Origin of the sequence: Solibacillus sp. CAU 1738 (genome assembly GCF_039888725.1) — a bacterium.
Lineage (GTDB): Bacteria > Bacillota > Bacilli > Bacillales_A > Planococcaceae > Metasolibacillus.
The window spans coordinates 265,377-289,948 of sequence record NZ_JBDQQN010000004.1 but is presented as its reverse complement, the minus strand read 5'-3'; the positions used below and the strand labels follow the sequence as shown (position 1 = coordinate 289,948).

The following is a 24,572-nucleotide window of genomic DNA, read 5'->3' as shown; positions in this document are numbered from 1 at the left end:
TCCCATATAAAGCAAAGGCTGCTCTGCAAGAAAAGCTTACAGAACAGCCGCGTTGTTTCTAAGTTATTGTTGAATTGAGGCATGCTCATGGATTACATCGAAACTTTCTTTGAAATTAGTAAAAGAGCGTTCAAAGATTTCAATGAAGTCTTCTCCATAAATGTTACGAATAACAGCCATTACGTCTAAAAACTCTGGGAAGCGCCCATATAATTCTTTTAGTGGTAGTGAGCCTTCTAAAATACAATGTTGTGTATCATGATAATGCTCGTTCATACGCAAAATAAGTGCTGCTCCTGCATCAGTAAGCTCGACGTATGTATTGCGCTTGTCATCGTCCCGCTTTGAAAATTTTAAAAGGCCACGTTCTTCTAGCTTTTTTGAAAAATTGAATGCAGTAGATACATGCATCACACCGAATTTCGCCACATCGGATATTGAAGCGCCTTGTAAATGATATGAAATCCATAAAATATGATGCTCGTTAATGTTTAAATCATAAGGTTTAATCCACAATTGCCAATCTTTTTCAACAGCTTTCCATAGTGCTTTTGATAGTTGGGCAATTCTCTGACTATATAACATAGCCTCTTTTGTTGAATATAATTTCTCAGACAAAGCCATCACCTTCTTCTTTCATAGCGTTTGAAAATATTATAGCAATAAAAGAAAAAAGTTTAAAGTTAGAAAAATTAAATAATTGTAATACGACTCAAAAATATCATATTTTGGTATTTTTTAGTGATAATTAGCCCTATTAAGTGGTGTATTATGGGTAAAATTAAATGCGAATATTATTTTTGTTGGTCGTCACTTTTATTGAATTGAGAAATATTTTGCTCGATTGCGCTTATAGATTTCTGTAATCCTTCGATTTCTTGTTTTAATCGAGTAGCTTCTGGTTCAATCTCTTGTGTAAAATTGGTAAATGTCTCTTTTAACTCATTTATTATTTCTGGTATATTATTTTTCGCTTCGTTTGTAAAATTTGTTACTGAATTTTTTACGTTAGATGCTTGGTATTTTACATCGATCAATTTAGCTTTTGTAGCATTTGCATTGCGGATTATATTAGCACGTAATTCTTTACCAGGCTGAGGCGCAGAAAGAATAGTCGCGACAAGTCCACCTACGATTCCGGCTGATAGGCCAATGAAAAATGTTTTTGCTTTCATAATATGTCTCTCCTTAAAAAAATAATTGTGTGAAAGAAATGCGTATAGTAATTAAATTTTCCTATTTCTAACTATATTAAACCAAATATGATGTATTACTGAAAAGTATTTATAAAAAAACTAATAAAGCACTGCTCACTTATACTTTATTGATGAAACTGTCACTACACTTTAGCTAGGCGAGAAGATGGAGTTAAAACAAAAAAAGCTGTGCCAAAATACGATTGTATTTTAGACACAACTTTTCATATAAATTTAAACTTGTGATAATGACGTTTTGAAGTTTGAACGCTGTACTAAGTTCGTAATGATCGGGTAGATGATTACGAATGCAATTGCATTAAATACAACGGCTGGTAGGACAACTGTAACGAATAGTACTTTGAAATCAATTGGTACTTCTGTTAATAGTAATGCCATTGTTAAGAAAGTTGATCCTGATAAAATTGTACCTAAGCCAACTAAAATTGTAGATACAGCAATTTTTTGTGCAACTTTACGCAAAATGATAACGATTGCTAAAAATACGAAGCCTGTTACAGCTTTGTCTACGATGTTCGGTACAAAACCACCTGGGAATGTTGAGAACAGTCCCGATAAAACGCCAGTTGAAATTGCGAGTAAAAATGTATCTTTCATTGTTGGGAATAATACAATACCGATAAACATCATTGTCAACATGAAGTCAGGTTTCATACCTCCATTAATACCGGGAATCACAACGTAAAGTGCTGCACCTACACCGACTAAAAGCGCCATTAAAACTAAGTTTTTTGTATTCATTTGTCTCGTCTCCTCTAAACTTTGCTAGTCTCTCATTTTCCTAATGTGCTCTCATAGCCATTAGCGAAAACTTATTTTGATTGTAATCATACGGCGCTAAAAAAGCAACCGGTGATGAAATTTTTTTAGAAAGTAAACATATATAATAATGATTAAATATTATTTTTAATAGATTCACCTATATGTGTTAATTCTTCGAGTGTTGGTGTTGTAGTTTCCCAACCTAGTTTTAATCCATCTGTTTCATCGTAGCGCGGGATTAAATGTAAATGATAGTGGAAAATAGTTTGTCCAGCTGCTTCGCCATTATTATTGAGAGTATTAAGGCCAACTGGGTTAAATGCTGCTTTAATAGCATTTGCAACTTTTGGTGCTGCAGCATATAAATTTTTTGCAACATCCTCAGACATTTCAAATAAATCTTTGCAATGCGTTTTTGGAATTAATAAAGTATGCCCTTTTGTTACAGGCATAATGTTCATGAAAGCATATGTGTGCTCGTCCTCATACACTTTTGTACTTGGAACAGAACCATCGATAATTTTGCAAAATAGGCAATCATTCATCGTAACTACACTCCTTATTAATGTTTTATATATTTTAGCACATGTGGACTGCTTGTTATGCCATTTTTTGATAAACTAATGATTAGAATAGGAGTTGACGGTGATGACAGTATTACAATTAACCAATGTAACAGGTGGCTATACACGCAAACCTGTCATTCAAAATTTATCATTCAATATTGGAAAAGGGGAGCTAGTCGGCTTAATCGGTCTTAATGGTGCCGGAAAAAGTACGACAATTAAACATATTATCGGAACGCTCCTACCGAAAGAAGGCGAAATTCGATTAAATGGAGTCACGTTAAAGGACAATATGGACAAGTACCGCTCATCTTTTTCTTATATTCCAGAAACACCAATTTTATATGATGAATTGACATTAAAAGAACATTTAGCACTTACTGCTATGGCATATGGTTTAGATGAAAAAACGCTAGAAAAACGTTCGGAGCGTTTATTAAAGGAGTTTCGCATGGAAAAGCGACTCAATTGGTTCCCATCTCATTTTTCAAAAGGGATGCGTCAAAAGGTGATGATAATGTGCGCGTTTTTAGTCAATCCGAGCCTTTATATTATTGATGAGCCATTTGTAGGACTAGATCCGCTTGGTATTCAATCGCTACTCGATCAAATGGATGAGAAAAAACGTGAAGGTGCTTCTATATTAATGTCAACGCATATATTATCGACAGCTGAGAAACATTGTGATCGCATTATTTTACTTCATGAAGGTCGTGTCCGTGCGCAAGGGACGATGGCAGATTTAAGAAAGGCGTTCAATATGCCAAATGCAACCCTTGATGATTTATATATTGCAATGACGAAGGAGCAAGACAATGAACAACATGCATAATGTGTGGAAGTCGCGCTTTGAGCATTATATAAATGAAGTACAAAAATATATGCGCTTTATTTTTACAGGGCATATAGCGATCGTTTTCGTCTTTGTTATTGGTGCTGGAGGATATCAATATAGTGAGTGGCTAAAGGTGGCACCTGCAAACTTTCCAGCAGAGTGGCTAATTGCGGTAATCGTTGGATTGATACTAGCATTTAGTAGCCCAACAACCCTAATTCGTGAGCCGGATCAAGTATATTTATTACCGCTTGAAACACAAATGCCAGCTTATTTTAAAAAGGCTGTAAAATGGACATTTTGGTCACAGTTACTAGTACCTGTTATTGCATATATTGTCGCCATTCCGCTATTAAAAGCGGTGACTGATTTATCGGTTTCTCAAATTTGGGTAGGACTCGCGCTCGTAGTAATATTGAAATATTTTAATGTTACGATAGAATTTAATTATCGCTATGCAAATCGTGGACAGGCCATTGCTGTAGACCGAATAACTCGTGCGCTACTATCCATTTTAGCTATTCAAACAATACTAACATCTGGATTAGCGGTAGGGGCAATTTACATTATATTGTTTTTAGCCTATGAAATGTCATTAAAAAAACGAGTGGCAGGCCAGCCTGTACCTTACGAGCATTTTGTCCGTCTAGAACAAAATCGTATGATGCGCTTTTATCGTTTTGCAAACTATTTTACAGATGTTCCACATTTGCGAGGCTCCATTCGTCGTCGTGCATTGTTAGACATCGTTTATAAATGGATTCCATTCCATAAAAACAGTACACAAACATACTTAGTATTCCGTACATTTATTCGTACAGATGACCATTTTTATTTATGGCTGCGCTTAACTGCTATTGCGGCTGTTATTGCAGCTTTCGTTGATATTTATTTAGTAACATGGATTGTTGTAGCAGCACTTGCCTTTGCAACGACATTACAATTAAAATATGCACTGCTATCGAACGGTGAATTCCGAATGGATATGCTGTACCCAATTGCGGACGATCAGCGTAAAAAAGCTGTAGACAAGTTATTGCGTGTTATTAGTGTAGTACAAGCCATTATTGTGACGCTTTGTGCTATAACTCAACCAAATTTTTATGTCATTCCAATAATAATAATTATCGTTAGTGAGTTGACATTGCGTTTATCGAAGAAATAAACAAGAAGTGATTGCGAAATAGATTCGCAATCACTTTTTTAAAATTGAAACTCCGATATCGTGAAATATTTGATTATATCGTAAAAAGAGGGCAAGATATCGTGAAATTTATGATTATATCGTAAAAAGGAGGCCGGTTATCGTGAAATCCTCGTTTCTACTACTCCTCATCAGGTGGCGCAGAATATTTAGTAACATAGCTTGCTGCGTTGAAAATGTTTTGCTTCATAACTCCTGTAGCTTCTCCTTTATTGGAGTGCGCTTGTTTAAATGCTTGGGAAGTTTTCCACGCCTCAAATGACGCAGGACCAGCCCATTGTGTCATGACAATATACGTATTTGAATCAAGTGGTCGTAGTAGACGGAACGCGATAAATCCAGGTTCCTTGTCAATCGAACCGGCACGATTTAAAAAGCGGTTTTCAAAAATTGGACGGCCTTCATCAGACACGGGAATGTTGTTCAATACAAAATAGCCTTTTTGTTGTAATTCGCCAACAGAGTCAAGCACTTCGTATTTACGAGGTGTTGCAAAAATTGATTTTTTTTCGCTTTCATGCACAAGCACTGTATTACCTTCACCGTGTAATATAAATACCTTTTCACTTGCATACTTTTTACGCATTTTTTCCATATAGTCAGCTGTTCCAGAAGTAAAATAAATAAACAACGCAAAACGCCTCCATTTCCAATTCACATATGTGATTATTTCCATTTAAAAATACATCCAATCCCTTTGTCAAAAAGATACCCTTACAAAGAACAATTTTATGACATTTGCTGAAGATAGCTATACAATTTAGAGCGGACAGTTTATAGTGAGAGCGGATATCAATTAGGCAACAAATAATTACATTACTCGAGGGGAAGGTATATGTAGAAATGAGAACAATTAACGATACTTTGCTTCGCGCAGCAAAAGGCGAACGCACAGAATACACACCAGTATGGTATATGAGACAAGCAGGTCGTTCACAGCCAGAATACCGAGAAATAAAAGAAAAATATTCACTTGAAGAAATTACGATGCAACCAGAGCTCTGTGCCTATGTTACTCGTCTTCCAGTTGAACAATATGATGTTGATGCAGCTATTCTATATAAAGATATCGTTACGCCATTACCAGGTATTGGTGTTGATGTGAAAATTAAAGCGGGTGTAGGTCCAGTTATTTCAAATCCAATTCGTTCAGCAGCTGATATTGACAAGCTTGGCGAATTTAATGCACAGGAGCATACTCCGTTCGTTCTTGAAACGATTAAAATTCTGACAGAAGAACAATTGAATGTACCGTTAATCGGTTTTGGTGGTGCACCGTTTACTTTAGCAAGTTACATGATTGAGGGAGGTCCTTCTCGTAATTATGCAAAAACAAAATCGTTTATGGTATCTGAACCACAAGCTTGGTTTGCATTAATGGACAAACTATCAAATATGATTATTGCTGATATTACTGCACAAGTAGGTGCTGGAGCAAAAGCGGTACAAATTTTTGATTCGTGGGTTGGTGCACTAAATGTAGAAGATTATCGTGTATTCATTAAACCAGTAATGACACGTATTTTCGGCGAGCTACAAAAATTAAATGTACCTATTATTCAGTTCGGTGTTGGCGCTAGCCATTTAGTAAAAGAGTGGAATGACTTACCAATTGATGTTGTTGGCCTAGATTGGCGTTTGCCGATTCGCGAAGCGCGAGCAAAAGGTATTACAAAACCAGTTCAAGGTAACTTAGATCCAACATTATTACTTGCCGATTGGTCAGTGATTGAAGCGCGAGCAAAAGATATTATCGATCAAGGCTTAGAAACACCAGGACATATTTTTAACTTAGGTCACGGTGTGTTCCCTGAAGTAGACCCAGCTGTATTAAAACGTTTAACAGCGTTTATTCATGACTATAGCCGTGAGCAAATTGCAAAATAATGCTATTGACACAAAGTGTTCAAAAAAATCGTTATATCGAGCGTTTAAAAACTACTAGAGGTGATATATATGAAACAAGTACGTGGTTTATTAGTAATGGCCTATGGAACACCTTATAAAGAAGAAGATATCGAGCGTTATTATACACATATTCGACATGGTCGCAAACCTTCTCAAGAACATATCGATGACTTAACAGAACGCTACCGTGCAATCGGTGGTATTTCACCACTTGCGAAAATGACTAAAGCACAAGCAGAAGCTCTTTGCGCACGTTTAAACGAAGTACAAGACGAAGTAGAATACAAATTATTTATCGGGTTAAAACATATTGAGCCATTCGTTGAAGACGCAGTGGAAGCGATGGTGAACGAAGGAATTACTGAAGCTGTTTCAATCGTTCTTGCACCTCACTTCTCTACTTTCTCAATTAAGTCATACAACGGTCGTGCAAATGAAGCTGCGGAAAAACTTGGCGGCACATTGAAAATTACCTCTGTAGAAGCTTGGTATGACGAACCGAAATTTATCGAATTTTGGAAGCAAGCAGTAAACAACGAATTAGAAAGAATGTCAGCAGAAGAGCGTGAAAACTGCTGTTTAATAGTATCAAACCACTCATTACCAGAGAAAATTAAATTAGCTGGTGATCCATATGAGGAACAATTAGTTGAAACAGCTCGCTTAATTAAGGAAGCATCTAATATTACAAATGTAGAAGTTGGTTGGCAATCAGCGGGCCAAACGCCTGAACCATGGTTAGGACCAGACGTTCAAGATTTAACGAGAGAATTATCCGAGCAAAAAGGGTACAAAGCATTTATGTACACACCTGTTGGTTTCGTAACAGAGCATTTAGAAGTTCTTTACGATAACGATATTGAGTGTAAAGTTGTGTGTGACGAAATTGGCGCTAGCTACTACCGTCCAACAATGCCAAATACGAATCCATTGTTTATCGATGCAATGGTAGATGCAATTCATAAAGTGTTAGTGAAATAATGTAGCAAGAGAGTGATGAGGGTGACTTTAAAAAGACGAAAGGTAGTAGTTGTCGGTGGAGGAATCACAGGTTTAACGGCGGCATTCTATTTACAACAAGAAGCAAAGCTAAAAAATTTACCAATTGATGTTGTGTTAATTGAAGCGTCGTTACGTCTAGGTGGCAAAATCCAAACACTACGCAAGGACGGGTTTATAATTGAGCGCGGTCCCGAATCGTTTTTTGATCAATGCGGTAGCGTGCGTCATTTAGCGAGCGATTTAGGAATGGAGCATGAAATCGTCCAGCATAATATTGGGCAAACGTATGTAGCAGTCAGCGGTGATCTATATCCAATTCCGAGTAATTTATTATTTGGCGGATCACCGGAAGTCTCCTCGTTCCTAACTACAGGACTTATTTCTTTAAGTGGTAAAATTCGTGCGGCTGGTGATTTATTATTGCCGAGATCACCCGAAATGGATGATGAGCCGATTGGTGATTTTTTCAGACGACGCTTTGGTAAGGAAGTTGTTGAAAATTTAGTAGAACCTTTACTTGCAGGCACATTTGCAGGTGATATTGATCATTTAAGTATTCAATCTATGTTCCCGCAATTTTACCAGTTAGAGAAAAAGCATCGCAGTTTATTACTTGGGTTAAAAAAATCAAACGTTGGAATGTATTCAAGTGTAGTTGGAAAGCCCGCATTTTATGAAACATTCCGTAATGGGCTAGAAACCTTAGTGGAAGCATTAGAAGCGGAGCTAAAACCGAGCAAAATTTTAAAAGGTGTAAAAGTCGAAGGAATCGAAAAGCTTGCAGACGATTCGATGCGTATTCATCTTAATAATATTGAGCCTATTCAAGCGGATGCTATTATTATGACGACGCCTTTTAATGCAGCCAAAACTGCCTTTAAAGCGTATGATTTAATGCAAGATATACCAAATATGAACTACGCAACAATTGCAACAGTAACGATGGCCTTTAAACAAAATCAAATAGAAAAATACAAAGATGCAATGAATTTCTTCGTGTCAAGAAATAGTGATTTTACGATCACCTCTTGCACTATAAGTAACCGCAAATGGGATAATGTGGCACCTGAAGGTTATGATTTACTGCGTGTTTATATTGGTCGAGTTGGTGATGAGGCAATCGTTGAGTTGTCTGATAGTGAAATTGAAAAAACAGTGCGTAAAGATTTAGAGCATGCATTAGGATTGTATGAAACACCGTTATTTACAGTCGTGACACGTTGGAAACAGTCAATGCCACAATATACAGTAGGTCATGAAAAGCGTCTAAAGAGCATGAGGCAAGAGATGAGAAAAATGTTTCCACAAGTTCAGCTTGTCGGTAGTTCCTATGATGGTATTAGTGTGCCGGACTGTGTAGAGCAAGGTAAAAGTGCGGCAAAGAAAATGATAGACTATTTATTTGAATTAGGAGTTGTCTAAAGGGTGCGCAGTAAGATGAATCTTACTGAACAGCCTTTTTTTATTATCCAAGTATTAGATAATAACCCTTTTTCTTACGTTCACATAATTAACGTATATTTTTCATCGTTTTTTCACATTTATACAGTACGATTGAAGTAAGGAGGAGTGGCTGTGATACGAATTATGACGATATTAATTGTTTGCGTGTGTTTGCTAACGGGGTGTAAAGATGAACGTTTTACATCAATTAATGAGCACCAAGCATTCGTAGCATCGATGAATATTTTAGCGCCATCACTCACTTTTTATGATAAAAAAGGGGACTTATTAGCGACATGGTCATTTGACAAAGCGTATACAGGAGCAACGTTAATACAACATGACCGTATACTGCTATACGGTAATCAACTAAAAGAAGCGGATTTATATGAAATATCATCAGGGAAAAAGTTAGCAACGTTTGAAACAGGCTCCGGGACAACGAATGCGTATTATGCTTCAGAAGAGCAAATGTTTTTTTTAACAAATAGTCGAACGAATAGTGTGATAAGCTTTGATATACATGGTAATTTTGTCAACGAGCTAAGCTTGCGAAATTACCCGATGTCAATGGTCGCACAAAATGGGCTTTTATATGTTGTGAACTACAAGGATACGATATTGTCTGTTATTTCGATAGCAGATCTGGAGCTTCAGGCAGAATGGCCAATTGCAAAATTATCGCACGGCTTAGTAATAGTTAATGATACATTGTGGCTTGGAGGTCATGGTGAAGGCAGTAACCCAAATCAAACTGTGGATGTACTGGATTTATCGACAGGTCAAAAAATAAAGGAAATTGAAACGCCATTAATGCCTATTGGTTTTGCACAAAGTAAAGACGAAATTGCCGTTGTTAGTCACGGTGAAAATGAATTATATGTAATGGACGAGCATGGTCATATTAAGTGGCATAGCGAAATTGGTGCAAATCCGTTTGCCGTCACTTATTTTAATAATCAAATTATTGTAGCAGGCTATGATGACCAAACTCTTTATGTTTTAGAAGACGGTAAAATTGTACAAGAAATTGCAACAGAAAAAGGACCGTTTCAGCTGTTAGTAAGGGAGGATTCGTAAATGACGACAGTATTAATCATTGATGATGAGCAAGATATGCGTAATTTAATTGCGTTGATGCTGACAAAGTTAAATTTTCATACTCTGACAGCAGCTAACGGTCACGAAGCATATGAACAATTACATAAAGAGCAAGTGGATCTTATTGTGCTAGATGTTATGATGCCTGATGAAGATGGGTTTACATTATGTAAAAACATTCGTCAAACGTCGAATATCCCGATAATTTTTTTAACAGCACGCGACGCTAATGAGGACAAAGTTAAGGGGTTAACAATTGGCGGAGATGATTATGTTGTTAAACCATTTACAGCGAGTGAACTTGTAGCACGGATAAACGCTGTGCTTCGTCGTACAGGTGCTACTGTACTCGAAGTAGAACAACAGCTTTTAGAGCGAGGTGTCATTAAACTAGATGAGATTTCGAGAAAAGTAATTGTGAACGGCGACCCAGTGCCGCTAACATTAAAGGAATATGAGCTATTACATCTATTTATGCTAAATCCGGATAGCGTCTATTCGCGTGAGCAGCTTCTCGAGCGTGTTTGGGATATTGATTATGCAGGTGGTACTCGTACAGTCGATACACATATTAAGACACTACGTTTAAAGCTTGGCAAGAAGTCAAAAGAAGCAAGCGATTATATCCAAACCGTTTGGGGCATTGGATATCGTTTTGAGAAATGCACATGAATAAGCTAGCCAATAAAATATGGGCGCTAATACTCGTCTTTCTAATTGTAACGATTGCATTTATGTATATATTTACTGATTTTTTGTATGAAGAATTATATGTAAGAGATACCGAGCAGTCAATGATTGAAGTTGGTGAAAAGCTCCAAACGATATATCAAGGTGGTAAAGTAGACGATAATTTAATAGCTCGTATTGAAGAGTATAATGCATATTCCAATTATAATATTTTCGCTGTTCGCAATCCACGCGAGCTAAGTGCTTGTGTACCATTCGATATTGACTACAATACGTTAATTGGACCTAACGAACGTGAAAAGCTTTTAACTGGGGAAACGGTAACGAAAATTGGTTATGAGGAGCGTTTTGACCGTCAAATCATTTCAGTTATTTTACCTTTTACGGAGCAAAATCGATTAGAAGGCATTATTTATTTGTATTACCCACTTGCGAAAATTAGTGAGTTAGCTACTACAGAAGTGATTCTATTAATTAGTGGGGCGATATTATTTTTACTTATTATAAGCTTTTTTGTTTGGAAAGGTTTGCGCAGAATTATGCGTCCGCTTCATGATTTACAGCAAGCGGCGGAAAAAATGTCTGAGGGGAATTACGAGACACGTGTTCATGTCACATCTAAAGATGAAATAGGTCAGCTATCTAATGCATTTAATGATATGGCTAAGGCGATTCAACAAGAGGACGAGCAGCAGAAAACTTTTTTAGCAACTGTTTCTCATGAACTGAGAACACCGATTAGTTATGTAAAAGGCTATAGTGAAGCGATCCAAAACGATTTTATTGCAGGTGGTGAGCTTGATGAAGCGATACGCCTTATAGCAAGAGAAGCTAATAGAATGGAGCGCCTGACGAATGAGCTCATGCAGCTAGCTCGTGTATCACATGAACATGATGAAGTAGAATTATATCCAATTGTACTAGCAGAAACGGTACGAGATGTCATAGCAATGCTACAACAGCAAGCTGTTTTGAAAAATATACAGTTACAACAAGCATTAGATGAAGAACTAATTATTCTCGGTGATGAAGAAAAGCTGAAGCAAATCTTCATTAATATTATAGAAAATGCAATACGTTATTCAAATGAAGGGAAAGAAATTCGAATTAAGACGAGCTCTATAAATGGACAAGCTATTATTTCTATACAAGATAGTGGGATAGGAATTCCAATAGAGGACTTACCACATATTACAGAACGATTTTACCGAGTTAACAAAGCGCGGAGCCGTGCAGATGGTGGTAGTGGTTTAGGGTTATCAATTGTCGATCAGCTTGTAAAACAGCATGATGGACAATTAATAATACAAAGTGAATTAGGAATAGGAACGTGCGTCACAATCACGATTCCAATAATGGGGGAATAGTTATGAAAAAATGGATGTTAAGCTTAATAGCAGTACCAGCATTACTTTTCGGATGTAGTGAAGAATCAAAAGTCGATACGATTGATAACGGCAATATGCCCCAGGAAGTAATCGTTGAAATTCAAACACCGAAAGAAGTAAACGTGAATGAAGAAGTCGAGCTAGTTGCATATGTCACACAAGTTGGCGAGGCGGTAGATGACGGTAGCGTACAATTTGAAGTATGGGAATCAGGTTTTCGCGATAAGGGGCATATGATTGACGGTACATTAGATAAAGACGGTGTTTACAGAGCACAATTTACGTTTGACCATGACGGTGTATATTATATGTTTGCTCACACAAATGCACGTGGTTTACATGTAATGCCGAAGCAACAAATTACAGTAGGCAACCCAGATATGAGCAAAGTGTTAGATGATAAAAGTAGTAATTCTATGAATCATGGCGCTGGTCACGGCGAAGGCCATGAAGATAGTGAAGATGAAGGCGAAGAAAATCATAATAATTAATACTTGCAATACAATTCAATAGGTGTATAATAATGACCGGATGACCGAAATGGTTTTCTGGTCATTTTATTTTCGAGGCAGGTTATTCAAAAACTTTCTTTTAAAGAGGTGACATTGATTGGATCGTAGACAAGAGATTTTAGAAGCGGCCACAAGATCTTTCTCTTTATTCGGTTATAAAGCAACGACGATGGAGCAAGTAGCGAAAATTGCTAATGTTGGTAAAGGTACGATTTATACGTTTTTTGCGAATAAGGAGTTATTATTACAAGAAGTTGTTATATCGTTAATCCGTGAAATGAAAGTAGAGATGGATGCAACAATTGATCCATCACTGAGTTTTATGAATAATGCGCATATGGCACTCATGAAAATGCTGCAATTCCGTGAGAAACATGTGCTATTTGCTAAATTAATCGAAGAAGAAAAAGAATTACGCACACCGGCAGTAAAACAAATGATTCAAGTTATTGAAAGTGAAATTGTTTCGTATATTGCCGAGCGCATTCAAAAAGGAATCGATAAAGGTGAGATCAATGAATGTGATCCCCCACTCGTTGCGTATTTGCTCTTTAAGTCATATTTTGCTTTTGTTGTAGATTGGCAGCAAACACATGACGAAATACTGAGCGAAGAACAAATTTTATCGATATTTAAGCAAACGATTTTTAATGGTTTAAAAAAGCAATAAGAAAAAATCAGTTTTTCGAAAATGAAAATCTGATTTTTTCTTACAGCGAAATGACCGAATGACGATTCTGGTCATTTGGTTTTACGAATTGAAAGGTGGGGCTATATGTTTAAATCGGAATGGCTTAAAATTTTTAAAACGAAAAAAATGTTAATACCAATAATAGCTGTATTATTTATTCCAGTAATGTACAGCGGCATGTTCTTATGGGCTTTCTGGGATCCTTATTCACATTTGGATAACCTACCAGTTGCCATTGTAAATGAAGATAAAGGGGCAACATTCGAAGGTGAAACATTGACGGTAGGTGATGACCTGACGAAAAACCTTATTGATAGTGAGCAATTTCATTTTGAAGAAGTTGCAAGCGATTTAGCAGAGGAGAAATTAAAGGATGGCGATTATTATATTGTCATTCGCATTCCAGAAAATTTCTCACAACATGCAACAACATTATTGGATGAAAATCCATCTAAGCTTGTCATCGATTATATCCCAAATGAAGGATCTAACTTCCTAGGGTCACAGATTGGTAGTACAGCAATAGAGAAAATTAAAGCAGAAGTAAATAAGCAAGTGTCAAAAACGTATGCAGAAAGTTTATTCTCTTCCATTACAAAATTAGGAGATGGCTTTGCTGAAGCAGCAGATGGCGCTGGTAAGTTAGATGCAGGTGCGCAAAAATTAGCGAACGGTGCAACCGATTTACAAAGCTATTTAGAACAGCTAGCTGCTAGTACGATCGAATTATCAGATGGTTCTAATGAGCTAACTACAGGAGCGGAGAAAGCTGCAACAGGTGCAACGACTTTAGCACAAGGTATTACAGCAATTGAAGATGGTAGTAAGCAGCTAGCGGCAGGAGCAAATGATGCAGCGGCTGGTGCGGATAGCTTAGTAAATGGAATAAAGAATTACACAAACGGCGTAGCACAAATAGCAGCTGGGCAAGCAACATTAGTTGAAAAACAACAAAACTTTGCTTCGGGTATGCAGTCTCTATTAAATAACAGTTCTAACTTACATGCAGGTGCACAACAATTAAATGATAATGCAGCAAATCTCCATGATGGCATAAATGCTTTATCAAAACAAATGCAAGAAATATTAACAAGTTTACCAAAAGAACAAGCCCAAGCATTGCAAGCAACATTAACACAGTTAAATGAGGGCAGTGCACAGCTTGCTGGTGGGTTATCACAATTCACTTCAAGTACAGGTGAATTACAGCAAGGCGTATCTCAATTAAATGATGGTAGTACTCAGCTAGTTGCTGGTCAACAACAAATTGCCAAAGGTATAAATGAGGTAGCGGCGAATACAGACGCGCTCGTTAACGGAGCGAATAGCCTAGCAGAAGGGAATACTACCATTGCAAATAAGTTAACGGAATTAGCGTCTGGTGCTAGTGCTGCAAAAGATGGAGCTAACCAATTAGCGACAGGATTAAATGATTTAGTTAGCGGTAATGAAAAATTAGCAGAGGGTACAACATTACTTGCCGAAAAATCAGGTGAACTAGCGGAAGGTTCTTCTTCATTAGCAGATGGAACGAAAGAACTTGTCGATGGTACAGCAAATTTATCTTCAAATTTATTAGAAGCAAGTGAGCAAGCAAATGTGAAGGCGAATGATGAAAATTATGACATGGCTGCACAACCGGTTGACGTTGAAAAAAAATCTGTAAACCACGTGCCAAACTATGGTACAGGTTTTGCACCATACTTTATTTCACTTGGTTTATTCGTCGGGGCATTAATGATTTCAATTGTATTCCCGTTTGTCGAACCAGCTATTCGACCTACAAATCCAGCAGCATGGTTTATGAGTAAAATATCAGTATTAGCTGTTGTTGGGATTATTCAGGCATTAATATCAGTCGTTGTCGTAGTCGGTATTCTTGGACTAGAAGTTGAAAGTATAGCTTGGTTTACGCTAACGGCGATTTTTGCGAGCTTTACGTTTTTAGCGATTGTTCAAATGCTCGTTTCACTATTCGGTGATCCAGGACGTTTTATTGCAATTATAGTGTTAATTATCCAATTAACATCAAGTGCAGGTACATTCCCACTGGAGTTAATACCTAGCCAATTGCAAGTATTTAATCCGTTCTTCCCAATGACTTACACTGTACAGGCATTTAAAGTAGCTATTTCTACAGGTGATTTTTCATTCTTAGGATTTAACTATGCTGTATTAGCAGGATTTGCAGTAGTATGTTTAGCTATTACGTTCGGATACTTCACATTACTATTTAAAAAACGCTATTCTAAACAAGCAGAAGCATAATGATAAAAGCGATTCAAGGATAAATTAAACATCCTCGAATCGCTTTTTTTGTCTCTCCGCTTTAGCAATATAGGTTCTATAATATTTGTTGGGGTATTCACACAATTTCGTACAAAAAGCACAAGCTCACTCTTTTTTATATACTTGAATTGACGAGAAACAAGTAAAGGAAAGGTGAGTTGTGCTATATGAATATTAACATGAATATCCCAGGATTAAAAAATGTCATCATTGATCAGATAGAAGAACGCAAAAGAGCGTATCGTATTTTCTGGTTCTTCACTTTAACTTGGGGTTGATTTCCGTTCCAGTTGAGCGCTTTCCGGGGGGCGTCTGATGAGCCGCTTCCCTCGCAAGCTCAGTCCAGGGTCTCATCTAGGACGCTAATCCCCCAGGAGTCGCCCAACCTCCACTCCAATCAACACTCACATTTTTTTATAAATTTCCATCCCTGATTTTTGTTGATGAAATTTTTATACAAAAAAGAACGTACTTGCCCGGCTTGTGGTCAAAAAACAAGTAAAGTACATGATTATCGGATGCAAAAAATTAAGCACTTAAAATGGTTTGAACGCCTTACAATTTTATTTTTAAGCGCCGTTGTTATACCTGCAAATGTGGCAAATGGTTTTTTAGAAGGGATTAATAATACTTCTAAAGTCATCAAAAGAAAAAAGAAATGCCTATGGTTTTCGGAAGTATGAACATTTCCAAGCAAAAATATTATTGAATTATGTATATAACAATGTAGGAATGCATCTTGGTTAGAAAGATTACGTTGATTGGAGCTCAGGGCAGCTGACTTCTGCGGGAACAGCACGGGCGGAAAATCAAATTGTTTCGGTCCCATCCGAAACAATTTAGTTGGAGCCGTGCCCGCGAAAAGCGTGCTGCCCTGAGCGGAAATCAACCTCTTTCGCAAGAAAGAGTGCAGTGAAAGTATTCACTACACCCCAACATTTGAATTAGAACCGCAATATATAGTTCGTTTAGGTGGGGAATTGAGAATGGCTAGCGCGTTCATTGCCAGGTTTCATGCGATTAGCGTGATTGCACAGTGCAAGAAAAAAACCCTTAAGTATTGAGCGTACTTAAGGGTTTTCATATGTTGTAAGCATATTATTTATAGCTTCATCTCCATGATGAAGTGTTAGACTAGCTAACGGCAATCAATAACTAACGATTAAAGAGAGTTGCATTTTTCACAATTGTTGCTGTAGCACTCACTTTGTTCTTCAATTTTATCACCGCATTGAACACAAACTTTATCAGGTAGATTCTTGAAAAATTCGACTACGTTTTCTAACATTGTGGCTAACCTCCTTAGGTAAACTGTTATATTACTGATTGAATTATTTACATTGTATTATAACAGTTTGTATTCGTCAACACAAAAGATGAAATTTAAGTTAAAATGAATATGGATATTTTGTGAAGGAGTGAAAAAACGTGTATTTTATCGACAATAAAGGCATTACGGATCCCCGTATAAACTTAGCAATTGAAGAGTACGTACTAAAAAACATGGATATCGACAAAGATGATTTTCTGCTGTTCTATATTAATCAACCTTCGATAATTATTGGCAAGAACCAAAATACAATCGAAGAAATTAATACAGATTATGTCGAGGACAATGGTGTAATCGTTGTGCGCCGTCTTTCTGGTGGTGGTGCTGTCTATCATGATTTAGGAAACTTAAACTTTAGTTTTTTAACGAAAGATGACGGTAACAGCTTCCATAACTATAAAAAATTCACGCAGCCTGTCGTAGAAGCGTTAGCAAAACTAGGTGTGAATGCCGAGCTTTCTGGTCGCAATGATATTTTAGCAGAAGGTCGTAAAGTATCAGGGAATGCGCAATATGCAACACGCGGTCGCATGTTTAGCCACGGTACTTTAATGTTTGATACAGAAATTGATGCAGTTGTGTCTGCTCTGAAAGTAAAAAAAGATAAAATCGAATCAAAAGGTATTAAATCTGTTCGCTCGCGCGTAGCTAATATTTCAGAGTTTTTACCGGAGAAGATTTCAGTTGAGCAGTTCCGAATGGAAATTTTAAAATCGATTTTCGATGGTGAAGAAAATATTCAGTATTATGAATTAACAGGTGACGATTGGAGTAAAATTCACGAAATTTCACAAGGTCGTTATCAGCAGTGGGATTGGAATTATGGAAAATCACCACGCTTCAACATTCAAAAAACTCATCGCTTCCCGTCTGGTAGTATCGATATTCGTTTAGAAGTAAACCGCGGAATAATTGAAGAAGCGAAAATTTTTGGTGATTTCTTTGGTGTAGGCGATGTTGCAGAAATTGAACAACTGTTTACAGGCTGCAAACATGATCGTGCTGCGATTGCGGAAGCATTAACGGAAATCGACACATCGAAATATTTTGGCGGCGTAACAAAAGAAGAGTTTTTACAGTTAGTTTATTAATATGATAGTTATTGTTGTTGCTTTTGGTTAATGCCTTATGTACAAAAAATGAGCCGTCTCAAGACTTTTGTGACTGCTCATTTTTTTTGTTAATATAAAGGAGAAGAGGAGGTCATGTTTGTGGATAAACATCGAATATTTATTGTAGAAGATGATCCGAAAATTGCTACTTTGCTCGCTGAAACTTTGCGCAAATATCAATATGAAGTAGCAACGATTCAAAATTTTGATGAGCTTGTAGAAGAATTTTTAGCATTTGCACCCCATATGGTGCTGCTTGATATAAATTTACCATCCTATGATGGCTATTATTGGTGTCGTCAATTGCGCCAGCATACAACTTGTCCGATTTTATTTATTTCGGCACGGTCTGGCGAAATGGACCAAATATTTGCGCTTGAAAATGGTGGAGATGATTTTATTACAAAACCGTTTAATTATGAAATCGTACTTGCAAAAATTAGAAGCCATTTACGACGTACATATGGAGAGTATTCAAGCAGACAAGAAGAACGAACGATTAAACAGGGAAAATTAACCCTATATTTAGAAAGTATGGAGCTGCATATGAAGGATGCTGTCATTCCACTACAAAAAAAAGAATGCATTATTTTGGACTTACTCATGGGACAAGCGCCAAAAGTTGTATCGAGGGATTCTCTGTTAGAGGAATTATGGGATGACCAAGCGTTTGTCGATGAAAATACATTGAATGTTAATATGACTCGCGTTCGTAAAAAGCTCGCGGATTATGGCGTGAAATCCTATATTGAAACGATGCGTGGTGCGGGTTACCGCTTTATATTAAACCCGGAGGAAACGTGATGGGTGTAAAACTATTTATAACGGAGCATCTTTCCTATATCATTTTTCAATTTTGTATCGTGCTATTTATATTATTGCTGTATTGGTTAGATGGTTTTCGCAATTTAAATACAGCGCTATATACGATAGTCATTAGCATGCTGTTATTAGCATCGTTTTTAGTTGTACGTTATATGTTAAGGCGCCGTTATTTGAGTAAAATAACGCAGCTACCTACTGTGATGGAAGATGCACTACAAAAAAATGCTAAAACACATGAATATCTTCAAACAGAAAAATATTTACAGGAGCTATACCATGTTTACCAACATGAGGTGCAAACTCTCTATGCAAAGCAAACGCGACAGCGAAAATTTATGAACCAGTGGATTCACCAGATGAAAACGCCAATTGCTGTTCTCGAATTATTGCTACAGGAAGATCAAGAGCTCGATAAAAAAAGTGTGCAGGAAGAGGTCGATCGCTTAAAACGGGGACTTGATATGGTACTTATGAATGCTCGACTTGAAAATTTTGAGGATGACATGCAAATCGAGCAAGTACCGTTAAAGGCGATTGTGACATCAATTGTTAATGAAAATAAAAGGCTATTTATAACAAAGCGTGTATTTCCTGAGCTACAAATAAGTGAGGAAATTGTCATTGCAAGCGATTCAAAATGGTTGAAATTTGTAATATCACAGTTTATTACGAATGCGGTGAAATACACATTTGAACCGAATAAAAAAATTACGATGATCGCCTCTCAACAAGATAGCGCGGTAACTTTAGAAATTATAGATGAAGGTATAGGTATTCCAAAATCTGATTTATCGCGAGTTACAAAAGCCTTTTTTACAGGAGAAAATGGTCGTAAAACGGGCGAGTCAACAGGTATGGGACTTTACTTAGCACAAGAGATTTGTGCAAAGCTGGGGCATCAGTTAGAAATCACCTCAGAGGTAGGTGTAGGTACAACAGTTCATATTACATTTTAAAGGAAATGTAGTGACAGCTTACGAAAACCTTGACTAATCACATGATAAGCTTGCAATGAAATAGAAGTAAATGAGGGATCGTAATGGCTATTTTACAAATAAAAGATGTAACGAAAGTTTATGAAGGAAAAGTAACCCATCGTGCGCTTAATCAGCTTAGCTTTGAAGTGGAAATGGGTGAGTTTTTAGCGATTATGGGACCATCTGGTAGCGGGAAAACAACATTACTCAATATGATTTCAACTATTGATCGCCCGACTTCTGGAGAAATAATTTTTGACGGGTTAAAGCCTCAAAATTTAAACATAACTGAGCTCGCTTATTTTCGCCGTCGTCAGCTAGGTTTCGTATTTCAAGATTTCAATTTGTTGCCGATGTTAACGGTCGAGGAAAATATTGTCCTACCACTCACACTCGATAACCAGCCGCTTAAAGTAATGGAGGAGCGCCTCGCTAAATTAGCCGAGCAGCTAGATATTGAAGCTATTTTACAGAAACGACCAAATGAAATATCTGGAGGACAAGCACAGCGCACAGCCATAGCGCGGGCACTCATTCATGAGCCGGCGATTATTTTAGCGGATGAACCGACAGGGAATTTAGATTCGAATGCTTCTCGAGAAGTGCTTGAGCTTCTCGGTAAAATTAATAAGGAACGCCAGGCAACTATTGTCATGGTAACGCATGATCCAATTGCGGCGAGTTATTGTGACAGAGTGCTATTTATTAAAGATGGTGAGTTTTTCAATGAAATTTATTGCGATGACCGTCGCCAAACATTTTTCCAACGTATTTTAAATGTTTTAAGTTTGTTAGGAGGACAAGTAGGTGACCTTTCAGCAATTCGCTTACCGTAATGTCTTTCGGAATTTCCGAATTTATGCTGCCTTTTTTATGGCAAGCTTTTTTTCAGTTTTCGTGTTTTTCATTTATTCGATGCTTATGTTTCATCCAGCCATTGAACAAGGCTTCTTAGGTGATGTCTCAATTATCGGCATGATATTTGCGGAAATCATACTCGTATTATTTTCATGGTTTTTTATTTTTTATTCGATGAAAGCCTTTTTAGAAGCGCGATCTAAAGAGTTTGCAATCTTACTACAATTGGGAATGGAAAAAAGGCAATTAGGCAAGCTCGTATTTTTAGAAACGATGTTGATAGGCACAATTTCTTGTGTGACGGGGATATTATTTGGCTATGCCTTTTCAAAATTCTTCTTTATGATCGTGCGCGAAATTTTATATTTAGAAGATTTACCATTGTATTTGTCGTGGGAGCCGTTTGTGTTAACACTATTTGTTTTTCTAAGTGCATTCGTCGTTATTTCATTAATGAGCGCAACGTTTACAAAGGAATCGAAGTTAATTGATCTACTTAAAGGGCATCAATATGTCGATGTATCTGACAAATATTCTAAAATCGGAGCCGTTTTAGGGGTAGTATTAATTGCAATAGGCTATATTCTAGCGCTACTAACGACTAAAACAACCCTCTTTAGTTATACATTACTTATTCCGATTTTTGTGACGTTTGGAACGTATTACTTATTTACTGATACGACTTTGTTTATTATTGAGCAGATAAAAAGACGGAAAAGCGTGTACTGGAAAAAATCTCGTATGCTTTCGATTTCTGAACAAACGTACATTTTACGCAGTAATGCGAAGATGTTTTTTGTTGTGACGATGGTATCTACAGTGGCCTTTTTATGTGTCGGCTTACTGTCCGCGCTATCCTCCTATACATCGCAATATGACAAAATAAACCCACTTGGCATTATTTATAAAGGGCATGAGGACAATCCATATGAAGTCGCGCATATTTCATCACTTATTTATGAGCTAGAGGAATCGGGTTTATCGTATCATTTATCGCGCCTCGTTGTGAAAAAACAGACATCAACTCATACGTTAAATGAAGTAGAAGTATTCCGTGCTAGCGATATTAACAATTTATTATTTTCATTTGGCTATCCAATGGTGAGGCTACAAACAGGCGAGGCGATGTTTATTGCGTATTCAGATGAATCATTAAAGGAGCTCCAAAAAACAACAGTAAGTACGACATTAAAAGAAAATAATATCGATATCGTTATTAATAGCGTGTATCCGAAATTGATTTTCCCTGCGGCGATTGTCAGCCGCAATTCGATCATCGTCAGTGATGAAGATTTTGCTAAGCTCGTCAATCCGTTTGAAAAAGCACCGTATGTTGAGCCGGGCTATCATTTATTTACATTTGATATTCCTAACTGGATAGAGGCGAATAATATTGGATTGGATATCCACTATGCTGTGTCAGAGGAATATTTAAAAGAGAGTTATAATTTGCCGTTTTATTTTGAAAATGCAGGATTAAATTATTCTTATATATTAGCAGCATACTCTCTTTTTACGTTAGTAGGGTTATTAGTAGTAGCGGTATTTTTACTAGCTGCCGGTAGTTTTGTTTACTTTAAACTGTATACAAGTTTAGAACGGGAAAAGAAACAATTTGAAGTCTTAAAAAGAATGGGCTTAACGGATCTCGAGCAAAAAAACTTAATAACGCGCTACTTGTTTCCTCAGTTCTTCTTACCTTGGGGTGTGGCACTTGTGCATAGTATGTTTGCGTTCATCGTATTACAGACAATTTTAAAAGATGTTATGAATATTTCCATTGTTCAAGAAATTGTCTTTGCCTTTGCGTTTATTGTGTTAGTTCAAATTATTTATTTTTATTTAATTCGTTGGCGCTATATTGCACACATTCGTTCCTAATGAAAAAGTGTTCGGAAAGTAGAATATATTATCATTTTCAACAATAATTCGTAATAAAAGACAAAACAGCTATTGTTTTCTATATATTTTTATTCTACAATAGTAAAAAAATAGAAGTTCATTTCGCGCACAAAGGGGATGGGTGTATTGAATTTAGTTGAAAAGGTAAGACAACAAGCTTTCGAACAACCAGAAAAAATTGCGTATCATTTCATGGGGAAAGACACGAGTTATGGGGAATTTGAACAAACTGTAGGACGTTTTGCGAAAGCATTACAGGACATGGGGGTTCAGAAAGGAGATCATGTGGGGCTATTACTCGGAAATACGCCACATTTTTTAATCTCTTTATACGGAACGATGCGCATTGGAGCGACAGCAATTCCGATTAATCCGATTTATACACCAGATGAAATTGCATACATTATCCAAAATGGAGATGTAAAGGTGGTTATTGCACTCGACATGCTCATGCCGCTCGTTGAAAAAGGTGTACAAGTTTTCCCGCAAGTAGAGGGGTATATTATTTGCGAAACAATGCCTGAAGTTGGACAAAACTATGCTGCGCTAAGCGATAAGGCAAAAGCAAAAACGACATTATTTTCGCAACTTTTGCAAAAAACAGAAGGTACGGGTGACCCAGTGCCAGTTGATATCGATGATAATGCTGTAATATTATATACATCCGGTACGACAGGTCATCCGAAAGGTGCGATGTTAACGCATGGCAATTTGTACTCCAATGCACGTGATATTGGTTCCTATTTGAATATGACATATGAAGATCGCGTCATCGCTACTTTACCGGTATTCCATGTGTTTGCGTTAACGGTTGTAGTAAATGCACCGTTACTACAAGGGGCTACTATTTTACTAGCACCTCACTTTAGCCCTAGTGAAATTTTTGCACTAGCGAAAGCGCAAGTTGCTACTGTATTTGCAGGAGTGCCAACGATGTATAACTTCTTATATCAATTTGAAGAAGGGGAAGTGTCTGCGTTTAGTAGCTTACGTTTAGCGATTTCCGGCGGTGCTTCTTTACCAGTTTCATTACTTCATAATTTTGAAGAAAAGTTCCATGTGCGTATTTCAGAAGGCTATGGTTTATCTGAAGCGTCGCCAGTAACATGCTTTAACCCGATTGACCGTGACCGTAAACCGGGATCAATTGGTCCGTCGATTGTGAATGTTGAAAATAAAGTAGTTGATATAAACGGCGACGAAGTACCAGTAGGAGAAGTAGGCGAATTAATCGTACGCGGGCCGAATGTTATGAAAGGTTATTATAAAATGCCTGAAGAATCAGCTAATGCGATTCGTGACGGATGGTTATACACAGGCGACTTAGCAAGACAAGATGAGGAAGGTTATTTTTATATCGTTGATCGTAAAAAAGATATGATTATTGTTGGTGGTTATAATGTATATCCGCGAGAAGTCGAGGAAGTGTTATTTGCACATCCAAATGTTATCGAAGCAGCTGTTGTCGGCTTCCCAGATCCTGATTTTGGTGAAGCGGTGCATGCGTATGTCGTATTAAAGGACAGAGCGATGACAGAGGCGGAATTACAAGCATACTGCGCTGAGCATATCGTAAAATATAAAGTACCAAAAACAATCGAAATTATCGATGAGCTACCAAAAAACTCAACAGGAAAAATATTACGCCGCTCATTAAAAGAAACGGCAACAATAAAATAAATGGTATTAGCTATATAGGAGGCAGGAATTTCTGTCTCTTGTATAGCTTTTCTTTTTGAAGTTTTTAGAGATGTCTAGCCGTAAGCGTAGCAACCGGCGCGAATGCACTTTTCTTAGCTGCGAAGGGGATTTTGGGGATAAGGTCAATAGAATTCGAAATAAGGTCAATAGAATCAAAAATAAGGTCAATAGAATCAAAAATTAGGTCAATAGAATTCAAAATAAGGTCAATAGAATTCAAAATAAGGTCAATAGAATTCAAAATAAGGTCTATAAATAT

The 24,572-nt window shown here is 37.1% G+C and carries 23 protein-coding genes and 2 pseudogenes; 19 read left to right on the top strand and 6 right to left on the bottom strand.

Features of this window, described 5'->3' with window-relative positions; genetic code table 11:
* Positions 1 to 63 precede the first annotated feature (63 nt).
* The 4 genes from AAFN87_RS14050 to AAFN87_RS14035 all read right to left on the bottom strand — a co-directional run bounded on the left by AAFN87_RS14050 (position 64) and on the right by AAFN87_RS14035 (position 2,524).
* On the bottom strand, positions 64 to 624 hold the full coding sequence (locus tag AAFN87_RS14050; protein ID WP_347791706.1) for an HTH-type transcriptional regulator Hpr: 561 nt from the start codon (positions 622 to 624) through the stop codon (positions 64 to 66).
* A 170-nt stretch (positions 625 to 794) separates the two neighbouring features.
* On the bottom strand, positions 795 to 1,175 hold the full coding sequence (locus tag AAFN87_RS14045; protein WP_347791705.1) for a YtxH domain-containing protein: 381 nt from the start codon (positions 1,173 to 1,175) through the stop codon (positions 795 to 797).
* Between the two features lie 255 nt (positions 1,176 to 1,430).
* Positions 1,431 to 1,958, bottom strand: a complete 528-nt coding sequence (locus AAFN87_RS14040) for a tryptophan transporter (protein ID WP_347791704.1) — start codon at positions 1,956 to 1,958, stop codon at positions 1,431 to 1,433.
* A gap of 152 nt (positions 1,959 to 2,110) precedes the next feature.
* Positions 2,111 to 2,524, bottom strand: a complete 414-nt coding sequence (locus AAFN87_RS14035; protein ID WP_347791703.1) for an HIT family protein — start codon at positions 2,522 to 2,524, stop codon at positions 2,111 to 2,113.
* A gap of 103 nt (positions 2,525 to 2,627) precedes the next feature.
* On the opposite strand from AAFN87_RS14035, the gene AAFN87_RS14030 reads away from it, so the two are divergent.
* Positions 2,628 to 3,377 carry an ABC transporter ATP-binding protein gene (locus AAFN87_RS14030; RefSeq protein WP_347791702.1) on the top strand — a complete coding sequence of 250 codons (750 nt, stop codon included), beginning with the start codon at positions 2,628 to 2,630 and terminating at the stop codon, positions 3,375 to 3,377.
* Positions 3,361 to 4,545: an ABC transporter permease gene (locus AAFN87_RS14025; RefSeq protein ID WP_347791701.1), complete on the top strand. Its 1,185-nt coding sequence runs from the start codon at positions 3,361 to 3,363 to the stop codon at positions 4,543 to 4,545. The genes AAFN87_RS14030 and AAFN87_RS14025 overlap by 17 nt, the downstream gene beginning before the upstream one ends.
* 160 nt (positions 4,546 to 4,705) lie before the next feature.
* Here AAFN87_RS14025 and AAFN87_RS14020 read toward each other — a convergent pair whose 3' ends face one another.
* A complete protein-coding gene (locus AAFN87_RS14020) occupies positions 4,706 to 5,215 on the bottom strand; it encodes an antibiotic biosynthesis monooxygenase family protein (RefSeq protein ID WP_347791700.1) in 510 nt (169 codons plus the stop codon).
* 212 nt (positions 5,216 to 5,427) lie between these two features.
* On the opposite strand from AAFN87_RS14020, the gene hemE reads away from it, so the two are divergent.
* From hemE to AAFN87_RS20055, 11 genes and pseudogenes are all read left to right on the top strand, one after another.
* The gene (gene hemE, locus AAFN87_RS14015) at positions 5,428 to 6,471 is read left to right on the top strand and encodes a uroporphyrinogen decarboxylase (protein WP_347791699.1); all 1,044 of its coding nucleotides are present in this window, start codon (positions 5,428 to 5,430) and stop codon (positions 6,469 to 6,471) included.
* Between the two features lie 69 nt (positions 6,472 to 6,540).
* Positions 6,541 to 7,473 carry a ferrochelatase gene (gene hemH / locus AAFN87_RS14010; protein ID WP_347791698.1) on the top strand — a complete coding sequence of 311 codons (933 nt, stop codon included), beginning with the start codon at positions 6,541 to 6,543 and terminating at the stop codon, positions 7,471 to 7,473.
* Positions 7,474 to 7,488: 15 nt separating this feature from the next.
* Positions 7,489 to 8,916, top strand: coding sequence for a protoporphyrinogen oxidase (gene hemY / locus AAFN87_RS14005; protein WP_347791697.1), 1,428 nt, complete (start codon positions 7,489 to 7,491; stop codon positions 8,914 to 8,916).
* 153 nt (positions 8,917 to 9,069) lie between these two features.
* Entirely contained in the window at positions 9,070 to 10,017 is a 948-nt protein-coding gene (locus AAFN87_RS14000; protein ID WP_347791696.1) for a YncE family protein, read from the top strand.
* A complete protein-coding gene (locus tag AAFN87_RS13995) occupies positions 10,018 to 10,710 on the top strand; it encodes a response regulator transcription factor (RefSeq protein ID WP_347791695.1) in 693 nt (230 codons plus the stop codon). It begins immediately after the preceding gene.
* The gene (locus AAFN87_RS13990; protein WP_347791694.1) at positions 10,707 to 12,095 is read left to right on the top strand and encodes a sensor histidine kinase; all 1,389 of its coding nucleotides are present in this window, start codon (positions 10,707 to 10,709) and stop codon (positions 12,093 to 12,095) included. The genes AAFN87_RS13995 and AAFN87_RS13990 overlap by 4 nt, the downstream gene beginning before the upstream one ends.
* A gap of 2 nt (positions 12,096 to 12,097) precedes the next feature.
* Positions 12,098 to 12,607: a FixH family protein gene (locus tag AAFN87_RS13985; RefSeq protein WP_347791693.1), complete on the top strand. Its 510-nt coding sequence runs from the start codon at positions 12,098 to 12,100 to the stop codon at positions 12,605 to 12,607.
* 118 nt (positions 12,608 to 12,725) lie between these two features.
* Complete coding sequence (locus tag AAFN87_RS13980) at positions 12,726 to 13,298, top strand: TetR/AcrR family transcriptional regulator (protein WP_347791692.1); 573 nt, start codon at positions 12,726 to 12,728, stop codon at positions 13,296 to 13,298.
* A 105-nt stretch (positions 13,299 to 13,403) separates the two neighbouring features.
* The gene (locus tag AAFN87_RS13975) at positions 13,404 to 15,587 is read left to right on the top strand and encodes a YhgE/Pip family protein (protein WP_347791691.1); all 2,184 of its coding nucleotides are present in this window, start codon (positions 13,404 to 13,406) and stop codon (positions 15,585 to 15,587) included.
* Between the two features lie 464 nt (positions 15,588 to 16,051).
* Positions 16,052 to 16,171 (top strand): annotated as a pseudogene (locus AAFN87_RS20060) (transposase family protein); the annotation flags it as partial.
* 36 nt (positions 16,172 to 16,207) lie between these two features.
* Positions 16,208 to 16,355, top strand: a pseudogene (locus AAFN87_RS20055) (transposase); the annotation flags it as partial.
* Positions 16,356 to 16,770: 415 nt separating this feature from the next.
* Here AAFN87_RS20055 and yhfH read toward each other — a convergent pair.
* Positions 16,771 to 16,896 carry a protein YhfH gene (gene yhfH / locus AAFN87_RS13965; RefSeq protein WP_332648583.1) on the bottom strand — a complete coding sequence of 42 codons (126 nt, stop codon included), beginning with the start codon at positions 16,894 to 16,896 and terminating at the stop codon, positions 16,771 to 16,773.
* A 140-nt stretch (positions 16,897 to 17,036) separates the two neighbouring features.
* On the opposite strand from yhfH, the gene lplA reads away from it, so the two are divergent.
* The 6 genes from lplA (at position 17,037) to AAFN87_RS13935 (ending at position 24,292) form a co-directional block, all read left to right on the top strand.
* Positions 17,037 to 18,029: a lipoate--protein ligase gene (lplA, locus tag AAFN87_RS13960; RefSeq protein WP_347791690.1), complete on the top strand. Its 993-nt coding sequence runs from the start codon at positions 17,037 to 17,039 to the stop codon at positions 18,027 to 18,029.
* A 120-nt stretch (positions 18,030 to 18,149) separates the two neighbouring features.
* Positions 18,150 to 18,854: a response regulator transcription factor gene (locus AAFN87_RS13955; RefSeq protein ID WP_347791689.1), complete on the top strand. Its 705-nt coding sequence runs from the start codon at positions 18,150 to 18,152 to the stop codon at positions 18,852 to 18,854.
* On the top strand, positions 18,854 to 19,831 hold the full coding sequence (locus AAFN87_RS13950; RefSeq protein ID WP_347791688.1) for a sensor histidine kinase: 978 nt from the start codon (positions 18,854 to 18,856) through the stop codon (positions 19,829 to 19,831). Before AAFN87_RS13955 ends, AAFN87_RS13950 begins: the two co-directional genes overlap by 1 nt.
* 83 nt (positions 19,832 to 19,914) lie before the next feature.
* Entirely contained in the window at positions 19,915 to 20,688 is a 774-nt protein-coding gene (locus AAFN87_RS13945) for an ABC transporter ATP-binding protein (protein WP_347791687.1), read from the top strand.
* A complete protein-coding gene (locus tag AAFN87_RS13940) occupies positions 20,660 to 22,591 on the top strand; it encodes an FtsX-like permease family protein (protein WP_347791686.1) in 1,932 nt (643 codons plus the stop codon). Before AAFN87_RS13945 ends, AAFN87_RS13940 begins: the two co-directional genes overlap by 29 nt.
* A gap of 147 nt (positions 22,592 to 22,738) precedes the next feature.
* Positions 22,739 to 24,292, top strand: coding sequence for a fatty acid--CoA ligase family protein (locus AAFN87_RS13935; protein ID WP_347791685.1), 1,554 nt, complete (start codon positions 22,739 to 22,741; stop codon positions 24,290 to 24,292).
* Positions 24,293 to 24,572 lie beyond the last annotated feature (280 nt).

What these genes read in the sequence shown, in the direction of transcription:
- AAFN87_RS13945 (WP_347791687.1), top strand. Translation starts at nt 19,915, where the DNA reads ATGGCTATTTTACAAATAAAAGATGTAACGAAAGTTTATGAAGGAAAA.
- AAFN87_RS13995 (WP_347791695.1), top strand. Translation starts at nt 10,018, where the DNA reads ATGACGACAGTATTAATCATTGATGATGAGCAAGATATGCGTAATTTA.
- hemE (WP_347791699.1), top strand. Translation starts at nt 5,428, where the DNA reads ATGAGAACAATTAACGATACTTTGCTTCGCGCAGCAAAAGGCGAACGC.
- AAFN87_RS13950 (WP_347791688.1), top strand. Translation starts at nt 18,854, where the DNA reads ATGGGTGTAAAACTATTTATAACGGAGCATCTTTCCTATATCATTTTT.
- AAFN87_RS14040 (WP_347791704.1), bottom strand. Translation starts at nt 1,958, where the DNA reads ATGAATACAAAAAACTTAGTTTTAATGGCGCTTTTAGTCGGTGTAGGT.
- hemH (WP_347791698.1), top strand. Translation starts at nt 6,541, where the DNA reads ATGAAACAAGTACGTGGTTTATTAGTAATGGCCTATGGAACACCTTAT.
- hemY (WP_347791697.1), top strand. Translation starts at nt 7,489, where the DNA reads ATGAGGGTGACTTTAAAAAGACGAAAGGTAGTAGTTGTCGGTGGAGGA.
- AAFN87_RS14045 (WP_347791705.1), bottom strand. Translation starts at nt 1,175, where the DNA reads ATGAAAGCAAAAACATTTTTCATTGGCCTATCAGCCGGAATCGTAGGT.
- AAFN87_RS14035 (WP_347791703.1), bottom strand. Translation starts at nt 2,524, where the DNA reads ATGAATGATTGCCTATTTTGCAAAATTATCGATGGTTCTGTTCCAAGT.
- AAFN87_RS14030 (WP_347791702.1), top strand. Translation starts at nt 2,628, where the DNA reads ATGACAGTATTACAATTAACCAATGTAACAGGTGGCTATACACGCAAA.
- AAFN87_RS13985 (WP_347791693.1), top strand. Translation starts at nt 12,098, where the DNA reads ATGAAAAAATGGATGTTAAGCTTAATAGCAGTACCAGCATTACTTTTC.
- AAFN87_RS14025 (WP_347791701.1), top strand. Translation starts at nt 3,361, where the DNA reads ATGAACAACATGCATAATGTGTGGAAGTCGCGCTTTGAGCATTATATA.
- AAFN87_RS13975 (WP_347791691.1), top strand. Translation starts at nt 13,404, where the DNA reads ATGTTTAAATCGGAATGGCTTAAAATTTTTAAAACGAAAAAAATGTTA.
- AAFN87_RS13990 (WP_347791694.1), top strand. Translation starts at nt 10,707, where the DNA reads ATGAATAAGCTAGCCAATAAAATATGGGCGCTAATACTCGTCTTTCTA.
- AAFN87_RS14050 (WP_347791706.1), bottom strand. Translation starts at nt 624, where the DNA reads ATGGCTTTGTCTGAGAAATTATATTCAACAAAAGAGGCTATGTTATAT.
- yhfH (WP_332648583.1), bottom strand. Translation starts at nt 16,896, where the DNA reads ATGTTAGAAAACGTAGTCGAATTTTTCAAGAATCTACCTGATAAAGTT.